The 12341-nt window shown below is 34.7% G+C and carries 6 protein-coding genes and 1 pseudogene; 1 reads left to right on the top strand and 6 read right to left on the bottom strand.

Features of this window, described 5'->3' with window-relative positions:
• Nucleotides 1-19: 19 nt before the first annotated feature.
• A pseudogene (gene dinB / locus ACEN2H_RS02870) lies at nt 20-1101 on the bottom strand (DNA polymerase IV).
• Nucleotides 1102-1239: 138 nt separating this feature from the next.
• Here dinB and ACEN2H_RS02865 point away from each other — a divergent pair.
• The gene (locus ACEN2H_RS02865; RefSeq protein WP_441730224.1) at nt 1240-1710 is read left to right on the top strand and encodes a CYTH domain-containing protein; all 471 of its coding nucleotides are present in this window, start codon (nt 1240-1242) and stop codon (nt 1708-1710) included.
• Here ACEN2H_RS02865 and ACEN2H_RS02860 read toward each other — a convergent pair whose 3' ends face one another.
• The 5 genes from ACEN2H_RS02860 to pgi form a co-directional block, all read right to left on the bottom strand.
• Complete coding sequence (locus tag ACEN2H_RS02860) at nt 1711-2208, bottom strand: septal ring lytic transglycosylase RlpA family protein (protein ID WP_441730222.1); 498 nt, start codon at nt 2206-2208, stop codon at nt 1711-1713.
• Nucleotides 2209-2293: 85 nt separating this feature from the next.
• The gene (locus ACEN2H_RS02855; RefSeq protein ID WP_441730221.1) at nt 2294-2716 is read right to left on the bottom strand and encodes a hypothetical protein; all 423 of its coding nucleotides are present in this window, start codon (nt 2714-2716) and stop codon (nt 2294-2296) included.
• A 109-nt stretch (nt 2717-2825) separates the two neighbouring features.
• Nucleotides 2826-6065, bottom strand: a complete 3240-nt coding sequence (locus ACEN2H_RS02850; protein WP_441730219.1) for a TonB-dependent receptor — start codon at nt 6063-6065, stop codon at nt 2826-2828.
• A gap of 921 nt (nt 6066-6986) precedes the next feature.
• Nucleotides 6987-10292 carry a carboxypeptidase regulatory-like domain-containing protein gene (locus ACEN2H_RS02845; RefSeq protein WP_441730217.1) on the bottom strand — a complete coding sequence of 1102 codons (3306 nt, stop codon included), beginning with the start codon at nt 10290-10292 and terminating at the stop codon, nt 6987-6989.
• A gap of 228 nt (nt 10293-10520) precedes the next feature.
• Nucleotides 10521-12164: a glucose-6-phosphate isomerase gene (gene pgi, locus ACEN2H_RS02840; protein WP_441730215.1), complete on the bottom strand. Its 1644-nt coding sequence runs from the start codon at nt 12162-12164 to the stop codon at nt 10521-10523.
• Nucleotides 12165-12341 lie beyond the last annotated feature (177 nt).

Here is a 12341-nt window from a genome sequence, read left to right as displayed (position 1 = left end):
GAACGATCATTTTACAGGATCAAAAAGCAAACTTTAACTGTACTGCAAGGGTTTTCTTTTCTTCTGTATTCAAATTACTTAAAGCTATACCCAGCAGCCGTACGATTCTTTCATCCGTTCTTGATACAAAAGCTCTTTTACTATTTCTAAAATAAGGCCTTTATCCGAAATGAAATACGCAACTGTCTTACTGCGAGTTTGTTGTGTGAAATTACTGTATTTTATTTTTAAAGTGATTGTTTTTCCGGCGACCTTGTGCTTACTTAATCTTTTTTCTAGGGCAATCGCAATACTCTCTAATTTTTCTAACATAAATATTTCTGAGGAAAGATTGACATCAAAAGTATGTTCGGCTGCAACTGACTTTGTAATTCGATCTGATTTGACCTCACTATTGTGGATTCCACGGACCACATTAAAATAAAAATTCCCCGCTTTCCCAAAATGTTTTTCTAAAAATTCAAGTGACTTACTTTTCAACTCTACACCGGTAAAAATTCCCAGCTGATACATTTTTTCTGTTGTAACCTTACCTACACCGTAAAATTTGCGAATGGGCAAGTCCTCCAGAAAAGAAATAACTTCATCTGGATTAACTGTTTTTTGGCCATTTGGTTTATTATAATCGCTGGCTATTTTAGCAACGAATTTATTAATTGAAATTCCCGCTGAAGCTGTTAAACCAACCTCATTAAAAATTCGCAGCCTAATCTCTTCTGCCAATAAACTGGCACTTGGATTTCCTTTTTTGTTTTGGGTAACGTCTAAGTAAGCCTCATCAAGTGAGAGCGGCTCAACCAAGTCAGTGTACTCAAGAAAAATTTTCTGAATCTTGCTTGAAATTTCCTTATACCTATCGAATCTCGGTTTAACAAAAATAATCTCAGGACAGTACTTTTTAGCCATCACACCACTAATAGCACTTCTAACCCCAAATTTCCGTGCCTCGTAGCTAGCCGCAGCGACAACGCCCCTACTCTCTGAACCACCCACCGCAACAGGCTTGCCGCGTAATTTGGGATTGTCCATTTGCTCCACAGAAGCATAAAAAGCATCCATGTCGATATGAATAATTTTCCTATTTTTAGCGTTATCAGGCATGACACAAATTTAACGCCCTTTTATATATAATGAGAGGTCTCACAGTTAAAATATTTGATATATTTGGGAAACTTAGCAAGCACAGATGCAGGCCAACGCTGTTGGGGAATATCTAATCTACCGCAAAATTGACACCATATGATAGAAATAGAAAGAAAATTTTTAGTTAAAAACCATTCGTTCAAGACAACTGCTTTTAGCCAAAACCGAATTGCACAAGGATATTTGAGCTCAGTGGCGGAGCGAACAGTGCGGGTACGCATAAAAGGAGACAAAGGATACCTTACTATTAAAGGAATAACAAACAAAACAGGAATGTCTCGTTTTGAATGGGAAAAAGAAATTCCGATTGATGAAGCCAAAAGCCTACTGCTTTTATGCGAAAAAGGAACCATCGACAAAACTCGATATGAAGTAAAAGTCGGTCAACACATCTATGAAGTCGATGAGTTTTACGGAGACAATGAAGGCTTAATAATCGCGGAAATAGAACTTCAATCTGAAGGAGAAGATTATGAAAAACCAAGCTGGCTGGGACAAGAAGTAACGAATGACAAACGTTATTATAATTCTACTTTAAGTGCTAGTCCATACACAAGCTGGCAATAACTATTTTTTAAATACCTCAATAGTTACAGTCATTGCGCCTGCTCCCTTATTCTTAGCAATCTCCATAAAAGCTTTCTTTGAAAGGTCAATTTCTCTTGATTTAACAAACGGCCCCCTATCAGTAACCTCTACGATTACGGACGCTCCATTTGCCTCGTTAGTTATCTTTAATTTTGTTCCGAAAGCAAATTTTTTATGGGCGGCTGTATATTTATTCATGTCAAATAAAGTACCACTAGCCGTTCTTCTTCCATGAAATTTATCAGCATAATAGGACGCGTGAGCCCCTTTTTTATAGGGAATTGGCTTCCCTATTTTTTCCTCTACAGTATCCTTTTTAACTTCCTGCTGAAGTACTATCTCTTTTGTCTTTTTTACTGTGTCTGTAGCTACCACAGCTTTTTGAATTAGGGATTTTTGATTATTTATAATTTGACTTTGGCTACTCACCAATGCAACGATGGCAAATAGAAAAAGAGCTGTTATTGATTTTCTCATTATTAACTTTTTAGTTATAAACCTCTTTAAACAAGAACCATACCTAGATGAAAAAAAGTCCCATTTCTAGGACTTTTAGGTGTTTTTAAAACCACATCGACCATGGAATTCTACTCAAAATAAGCACCAATCCTAATCCATAAAAAATAGAAATAGCTTTGAATTTTGATTTGGATATTGAAGATTTTTTATGTTTTGTCCAACCAACGGTAATCAACACTATAGCGATAATATTAATTAAAGGATGTTCCAATGAAGTTAACCTTAATGCTTTATCGGACATTTGTCCAAGAGAGGCAAAACCGAGTGGAGAAACAAAATACAATATCACTCCCACTAACAATTGGGTGTGTGTCCCTATCAGTCCGAACATCGCGATCTTTCTGTCTTTGGCAGTAAATTCCTTATTACCAACTAAGCCAACTACTGAATTTATAACCGCGACAACCAATAATAAAAGTGCTAAATAAGCCCAACCAGAATGAAATTTTTGAATGAATTCGTACATGTAAAAGTGTTTTTTGTTTTAACAAATATAAGTAAAAAAGGAATAAAAAAAACCCTTCAAATCAGTTGAATTGAAGGGTTTTAGTAATATTGTTTTTTACCAATAGAAGTTATTCAAATGAATATCTAACTCCTACCTGCATTTGCCATCTTGAAGATTGCAATCCTAAATCATCAACTTGATTGATTCTATCAGCATTGTTAGGATCAAAACTAAATGTTGGCGTCGTTTTATCTGCTAAGAATCCTCTTTGTTCAAGTAACTGAACTTGACCAAATGATGCAAAATATCTCTTTCCCCAATTTTTGTTAAGTAAATTAGTGAAGTTAAACACATCTGCAGTCAACTCTATTTTGTGACTCTTTTTATTAACATTTATTGAGAATTCATGTGCTAATTTTAAATCAACAACATGACTCCACTTTAAACGATCGGCATTTCTTTCAACATAATTACCTTTACGACCTCTCAAGTAGCTGTCCCCTTCAATAAAAGCGCTAAGCGCTTCCCACTGCTGATCAGCTGTGAAATTTGAATTTGAAACTAAGTTAATATCTGCTCTATTACCCGGCACAAAAATCAAAGCTGATGCACTAAATGTGTCTTGCAACAAGTTTCCTCTGTCGTTATAAACATAACTAAACGGTGACCCTTGAGCTCCTTCATAGAAAATTCCAATTGTAGTTTTCATATTGTTAGACCACTTGAATTTTACGGATGAATTGCTCAAAACCCTATGCCCTTGATCAAAATCAGATCTTGAAATTCTACCAATTGCATTAGAACCGTTTACTGTTTCGATGTTATTCCACTGAGAACTGTTTTGAGAAGATGTAGCATCTAACAATACAGTAGATTTCCCATAGGCATAAGTTGCAGAAATATTAGCATCAACAAGATCAGATGCAAAATTTTTAGTCACTGTAATTGATGAGTTCCAAGCTTTACCTGCGCTTGTATTTGAACCTAAGAAAACACCAACGTATGTATTATCGATACGGTTATTTCTTTCATCATATCTTGGCCTTGTATCAGCTCCGGTTAAATTTGAAGTTGGATTACCCAGATTTACATTTTCATAAGTAACCGCAGAGATATTATCATTATAAATAATCTCCCCTGAAACTACAAATCCTGCTGGCAATTTTTGATCTACTGCAAAGCTAGCTTTAAACACTTGAGGTAGTTTGAAGTTTTTAGAAAACAAATCAATGTTTCCTCCTAGTTTTCCACTTCCAGGCAAAGGTCCTAGAGCGGTACCATTATTATTAAGTTGACTTTCTACACTTGTATCTGGATTAAAATTAGGTGTTCCGGTACTAATATCAATTGCACCTTGAGAAACTCCATTATTATTATATGCACCACCTGGCCATACTAAAGGTAATCTAGAAGTAAAAATACCTAAACCTCCTCTAAACTGAGTAACTCTGTCTCCATTTAAGTCATAATTAAATCCGACACGAGGAGAATAATGAGCTGTGGTAGCTATTCTATCACCCACTGTTGCACCTTGAAGATTTTTACCTGCAGCGTTTAACAAAGGTATAGTTCTACTGTTAAAATCTTCATTTACAGTCCCTTTATCCCAAACCGGAACATCAACTCTTAAACCATAAGAAAATTTAAAGTTATTAGTAATTTTAAAATTATCTTGAATATAAACACCAAATTGGCTAACATTAAATTCTGCAGCTCCTTGTGAGTCGTCTCCTGAACCACCAAATAATGAATATCCCAAACGGTATCTATCTGGTTTAGCATCATCTAAAAAGTCTTGTAGAGCGCTATACCTGTAATACCCAAAGTTTCTTCCAACAAATACATTTTTAGCGTAAGAAAATTCATTGTGAGTTCCTATCGAAATATTGTGTTTCCCGACATTGATTTCAAAGTTGTCAGACACCGTAAGGATTCTCTGCTTTAGTAAGTTTGCTGTGGAAAATGCCTCAGCTCCAAAATACATTCTTCCTGAACCATCAATGATTTCTACACTAGGAAAACGATCACCAATAGGGTCCCTGTTATCATCTACTACTGTATAACCAATAACTAAATTATTTGAAAACTTATTGCTGAAGCGTGAATTTAATTCAAGCGCTGTAGAATTTGTTGTAGAAACAAAATTTTGAGAACCATTCAAGAAATTAATACCTCTTGAAGAAGATCTATTTGGTGAAAAATTAGTTGCTTTTACATAACTATTTTTAAAAGATAATTTATGGTTGTCATTAATATTCCAATCTATTTTAGCGATCAATTTATCACTAACTAATGTACTTATATTGTTGGTAAAAGAACCCGGATTATAATTATACTTGTCTCCTAAATAATTTACAAGTTCTGGTATTCTCGCACCACTGTCACCTAAATAATCTTTGAGATCAAAAGGATTTGGTGTAGCATTATCTTGTCTTTCGTAATTAATGAAATAAAACAATTTATTTTTTGTAATAGCGCCACCTGCTCTTACCCCATAAGTTTGAGCTGAAAAGTCAGCTAATTTTTCTCTAGTACTAGTACTTCCAGATTCCAGAGGAGTTTTTCCTGCTAACGCTTGATCTCTGTAGAAAAAATAAGTAGATCCTTCAAAATTATTTGATCCAGAACGAGTAATAGCGCTAATTGCTCCCCCTGCAAATCCAGATAATTTAACATCAAACGGAGAAACACTTACTTGAAATTGCTCAATAGCATCAAGAGATATTGGGCTAACTCCTGTTTGACCACCATTCGTGCCGCTTGAAGATAATCCAAAAACATCATTATTAACAGCTCCATCAATATAAATCGCATTATATCTATTATTTTGACCACCAATAGATAAAACGTCATCCCCACTAATCTGTGCTTGTGGAGTCAACCTTGCAAAGTCTGCTATATTTCTTGACAATGATGGCAAGGATTTGATTTGATCAGAATTAATTACAGTTTGAGCACCAGTTCTGTTTGAATTGAAAGTATTGTCTTTAACACTCTTAACCACTACTTCTTGTAGTTCGTTTGTGTCCTCTGCCAGCACTATTTTGAAATTTTTAGAATCCCCTAATTGCAGATAAATACCGTTTTGTTTAAATGTTCCAAAACCAATGTAGCTAACAACAATTTCATACGGACCTCCCACTCTCATGTTAGAAATTCTAAAATTCCCACTAAAATCAGTTGCCCCACTGTAACGTGTTCCCGATTCTAAGTGAGTAGCCAAAATTGATGCTCCCGGCAAAGCTTCCCCTACATTATCAAATACAACTCCATTTATTGAAGAAGTTGTGTTACCTTGAGCATAAATGTCAGTACTAGTAAAAACTAGTACAACTAGCGCTAAAAATAACTTAAATGTTTTTTTCATCTTTTTTTGTTAATTGTTTAGGGCAAAATTATAATATTATTACCACAATACGTTAACATAACGTTAAGAAGTGAAAAAGCCTTACTTTATTTTTCTTGCACTAAAATCAAAAAATCACTTTATTTTAATAAAAATATATTAATTAATCACTTTTAATCACAATAAATTAAGTATTTAACAAAAACAAAGGAACTTAATAAGCCATGTCCGCAATTCTGCAAAACCTCCTTTTTCGCAATAAAAAATGGCTGATAAAACAAAATTACCAGGGGTTCGACAACGATTACCTAAAATAAACACACAGAAGTTAAAACAACCTCAAGATCAGCTATAGAAAAACAACAGGAATCCTTAATTCCCTTTTCGATCACAATTTTGACTGTAACTAATTATTTAGGTCTTTTGATTATCTATCCTTTATATTAAGTTTTAAGCACGCTCCATAAAGTTTCGAATATATCACTCGTGTGCAAAGTCATGATAGGAAACTTAGCAATTAAAGCAGAAAAACTAACCGAGCTTGCTATTGCGCAATCTCTTTCTAAATCCAAAGGCAACATATACTAGTAATTGCGCCATTCGCTTTTACTTTGTTGTTTTAGTATTCATACACGAATCCTCAAAAATACTCTCAAAAATAATATTCACAAATCTATTTGCTCCTAAAGAAATCAACACTACAGTTCACAAAACATTTAAAGTCACTGATAGTAAACACAATAAATTTGGCTCTAACGATTTAATTAGCCATGGGTGAGTTGATAATTATAATCTCCATTAATAAGAGCAATAGCTGAAGCGTACCGTCAAAAAAACATAATAGTATATTAGGCTCTAGGTATAATAAAATATCAATAGAAGACATAAAAAAAACCACGCTGTACAGCGTGGTTTTTAGTTTAAAATATTTTGCTTAGTTTATTATTTCCCAAAAATATATCTAAGTGTAAATTGCGCCTGCCACACGTCAAATGGCGAAGCATTGTTTTGAAAAGTATCTTTAATTAAAGCCCTTGTTCCAGCTGCATCTACTTGTGTAGCCAACTGATAAAATGGTACGTTAGCCGTTGTCGTTCTATAGCTTAGCACTCTTTCATTAGTAACTCTTTGGGTAACTCCCCAATCTCTATTTAATAAATTAGTAAAGTTTAAGATATCAGCTCTAAACTGAAAACTGTTCTTTTTACCTGCAATTTTAACAAAGAAATCTTGTGTTACAGATAAGTCCAATCTATGTAACATCGGCAACGTAGCAGCATTTCTATCCACATACTGACCTCTTCTAGTTGACAGGTATGAGTCTTGCTTAATGTATGCCTCAAATGCATTTTGTTGATCTACTTCAGTATAAACTGTTGTCACATTTGCTCCATTTACAACATTTGTAACTGACAAATTTTGAAAACGCAATTCATTTGCATTATTAGGAACATAAATCAAGTCGTTATTAGATATTCTGTCTCCATTCATGTCCCCAGCATAAGAATAAGAAAACGCACCTGCCTGTTCTCCAATATAACCTAAGTTAATTGAAGTCGCAGCACCTGATTTATTACCGTACTCAATTTTATATCCTAATATACCAACTAATCTATGTGGTGTATTGTTATTTGACAATGATACTGGTAAATCATTATTTCCATTAACAGATCTAGCTCCTGTCCATGAACCAGAGGCAATAGAACCTGCTGACAGCAAATCAGTAGCACTTGAATAAGTATAAGCAAAAGACCCCCAAAGACCTTTCTTGTAAGGATACTCTAATTTAACTGTTGAAGAATAGAAATAACCTTTGTCAGTATTTGTCAAAACAATCGCATTTGACACATTATCATTTATACGTACACCATTGTCATTACGAGCGTACACCGGTCTTGTATCTGGTCCACTAAAATTACCCACTGGAGCATCAAAATTAGCATTATAGTAATGTATAGCATTAATATTCGATTGAAAAATACCTTCAAGTGTTCCTCTAAAACCGAAAGGAAGTTTTTGATCTACAGCAAAATTTGTTTTCCAAACTTGTGGGAATTTAAATTTAGTGTCTGTTAATGCCAAATCAAAAGTAGAAGGCAATGTTGGAGTTTCAGGAATGAAATAATCATTTGGATTAGGAGTAAAACCATAACCTCCTGAAGCTAGTGACGCTCCACTCGCATCTACAAAACCTGTGAGCACTCCATTATTACCAATTGCATTAGACAAAAACACACCTGGGGCTCTACCCGTAAACACACCACTACCTCCTCGAAGAATAGTTGCGGCATCACCTTTAACGTCATAATTAAAACCAACCCTTGGTTCTAAAATTGTTTGAGCACCCGGCATTGTTCCAGTATTGAACTTTTGACCGTCCAAAAACGTCAATGCAGTAACTGCTGGATTTTCTAAGGCAGTATTTGCAAACCAAACTCTAGAAGCACGAAGACCAATAGTAAGTTTAAACCTTTCATTAAATCTTATTTCGTCTTGAGTGTATAGATCTAATTTATTTGACTTGTAAATTTGTAACGGCTCTGCGGCTCCTTCTAAAGCAGAATATCTAAATTGTGTGCGAAATGGAAGCGCCGTAGTTGAAGGAGCTCCTCCATTAGCAGAGGACTCATTTGCAGCAGCATAAAAATCAGAAAGGGAATTAAAGATGTAGACCCCGTTTGACGCAGGGAAAAATAAATTACTCGATTTGAAATGCTCAAAATTCCCTCCAAACAATAAAGTATGTTTCCCTATTGTTTTAGTCAAATTATCTGTAAAATGTAATGTTGAATAAGACAGTTTGTTTCCATTAGTAAAAGGATCTAAACCAGCTGATATAAAGGTATTTGCACCTTCTTTAATATCGATTGTAGGAAATAAACCTCCACCAATTAAAGCCCTATCCTCTATTTGCTTATCAAAACCTGCCACAAAGTTGTTATACCACGAGTTGCTTAACTTGCTATTCAATTCTAATACAATAGATCTTGTATTATCCTGAACGACGTATCCGCTATTTTGAAAAGACATTGAATTAGGATTCGTTCTTCTATCTCCATTTCCTGCCGATCTTGAATTTGAAATTAAATTATCCGCATTTGAATTATGAAAAACATATCTAGCAGTTAATTGATTATTATCATTTATGTTCCAATCTAATCGTGCAAGAAATTTTTTAGATACATTTTCAGCATCATAATTTTCCCATGGTCCAGTTACATATCCAAATTTGTCTTTCAAAAACGTAGAAAGAGTTTCCATTTGTGTGAAAGTTGGCGCCGATACTTGAGCACTTGGCTGCGGAGAACCTGTAGAAGTCCATGTTGTAGCCGGACTCGTATTTGTTACCGTTTCAAAGTTTCCAAAGAAAAATAATTTATCTTTAATAATTGGAGCCCCAATTCTTGCTCCAAGAATTTTTTCCGAAAATTTTCCCGGAACAATTTCTTGATCCCCAGCTTTTGTACCTATAAAACTCTTCTTATTACTTCTAGATGATGTGTAAACAGACCCTTCGATTTCGTTTGATCCAGATTTAGTTACTGCATTAATTCCAGAACCTAAAAAGCCTGATTGACGTACGTCAAAAGGGGCAACACTAACTTGTAATTGCTCGATTGCATCTAAAGAAATTGCTGTTGAACCTGTTCTTCCTCCCGCTTGTGAGTCAGAACCAAGACCAAAGCCGTTATTAAAGACAGAACCGTCAATTGTAAAGTTATTCAATCTAGAATCTTGTCCCCCAAATGAACCACCTGCACCTGCATTAGCGTTGTACTTAGTTACTGAGTTTATTGATCTAGACCCAGTAACCGGTATAGCTGTTAACTCTCTATTTGAAAATTGCTGCGAAGCCCCAGTTTTACCTTTATTAAAAGCGCCATTTGATTTTGTCGAAACAACAACTTCTTCTAAAGCATTAGATTCCTCAGCAAGAACTACATTAACTACGATACTACTCCCTAAAGGTGCAGTGATCTCAGTAATTTCGCTTGTTTGATACCCAACATAAATAACCTTAACCGTATAAGGTCCCCCGGGTCTTATCCCCTGTACAGCATACCCACCACTAGCACTAGTAGTTGAAAAATATATCGTTCCAGTTGGCTTGTGAACAACTTGAACAGATGCACCAGGAAGCAGTTCCCCACCACTTGATTTAACAGTCCCCGACATTGCAGAACTAGTAACCTGCGAATAGCCAAAAGCCGATAAAAAAATCATGAAAATAAAAATAATCTTTTTCATTTTTGTTTTTTTGTTAGTTTATTAATTTTTAGCAAAAGTATAACATTTTTAGCTTAAAAAGTTAAGACAACGTTAATAAAAAATCAATACAACATTCATTTTGTTAAAGCAAAATAAATATAAACAGCTTTAAACACAATAAAATAACAAATTCGAAACAAACAAATGTTAAAAAAAAACTCGAGCTTAATTAAAGCTCGAGTTTTAAAAGGAATTAATAATTGTTTCTTATTTATTTTCTAAAAAATAGTTCAACAAAAACTCCGTTGAACTATCATGATTTTCAACTTTTTTAGTGTTTATCTCTTTCAATATAGAGCTCGCGAGCTGCTTTCCTAGTTCTACTCCCCATTGATCAAAACTAAAAATATTCCAAATGACACCTTGAACGAAAATCTTGTGTTCGTATAAGGCAATAAGAGAACCTAGCGATTTTGGAGACAGTTTGTCGATAAGAATAGTATTAGTCGGTTTATTGCCATTAAACACTTTGAAAGGAAGAAGCAGTTTTGCTTTATCAGCCGAAAGCCCTTCTTTATCAAATTCTGCTTGAACTTGGCCTGCCGTTTTACCGTGCATTAAGGCTTCGGTTTGCGCAAAAAAGTTAGACATCAATTTGTCGTGATGATCCTGATCTCCATACAGAGGCTTTACAAACCCAATAAAATCAGACGGAATTAACTTAGTCCCCTGATGAATCAATTGGAAAAAAGCATGCTGCGCATTGGTTCCGGGTTCACCCCAGATAATAGTTCCAGTTTGATAATCGACCGGCTTACCATCTCTACCTACACTTTTACCATTACTTTCCATCGTCCCTTGTTGAAGATAAGGAGCTAATTTTTGTAAATATTGACTATAAGGTATTAACGCTTCACTTTCGGCACCAAAGAAATTATTGTACCATACACTTAGTAAAGCTAAAACTACGGGCATGTTCTTATCAAAATCAGTCGTTTTAAAATGCTCGTCCATTTCATTTGCACCGCCTAACAAATCGTCAAAATTATCAAATCCTATCGCTAAACTAATAGTAAGTCCAACCGCACTCCACAAAGAAAAGCGGCCACCAACCCAATCCCACATTGGAAAAACGTTTTCTGGATCTATCCCAAATTCAGTTACCTTTTGCACATTGGTAGAAACCGCAACGAAATGTTTAGCTATGTCCTCCTGATTTGCTGATTGCAAAAACCATTTTTTAATCGTTTCAGAATTAGTCAACGTTTCTTGGGTTGTGAATGTCTTAGAGACAACAACAAAAAGCGTCGTCTCTGGATCTAACTTTTTAATAATTTCATTTACGTGATCCCCATCAATATTCGAAACAAAATGAACATTAAGATGATTTGAATAGTATTGGAGCGCCTCAACCGCCATTGCAGGACCCAAATCAGAACCTCCGATTCCTATATTTACAACATCTGTAAAAGCTTTTCCGCTATACCCTTTTCTGTCCCCTGATACAATTTGATTTGTAAAGGCTTTTATCTTACTCTTTACGTCATATATTTCAGGAACTATATTGATGTCATTTACTTTGATAACAGCTGACTCCTTAGCTCTTAATGCGGTATGAAGTACCGCTCTATTTTCAGTCTGGTTAATGATATCACCTTCAAAGCAATTTGCTATCGCCTTTTCAAGGCCCATTTCATTTGCCAATTCAAGCAAAAGAATCATCGTATCTTTATTAATGATGTTTTTTGAATAATCTATTAAAAAGTCATTCCATTTCAAGTTGAATTTTTCAGTTCTTGTAGCATCGGTTTGAAACATCTTCAACATTGAAGCATCTTGCATCTCATCAAAGTGTTTTTGTAATTTTTTCCAAGATGCCGTTTCTGTAGGATTTGTGGTATTTAAGGCCATTTTTAGTTGGGTTCAAGTATTATTTTATATTTGCAAAAATACTACATTAAGTTTTAATCGATAAAGCGTTTTAATTTTTATTAAAATTTAATGAAAATTGAAAGAGAAACGGTTTTACAAAGAAAAAGAAAAGGGGTCACGATTATTTGTTTAAAATAATTGTGACCCCATAGATTA

Origin of the sequence: Flavobacterium sp. W22_SRS_FP1 (assembly GCF_052113685.1) — a bacterium.
Classification (GTDB): Bacteria; Bacteroidota; Bacteroidia; order Flavobacteriales; family Flavobacteriaceae; genus Flavobacterium.
This window is presented reverse-complemented; position numbering and strand designations above follow the sequence as displayed.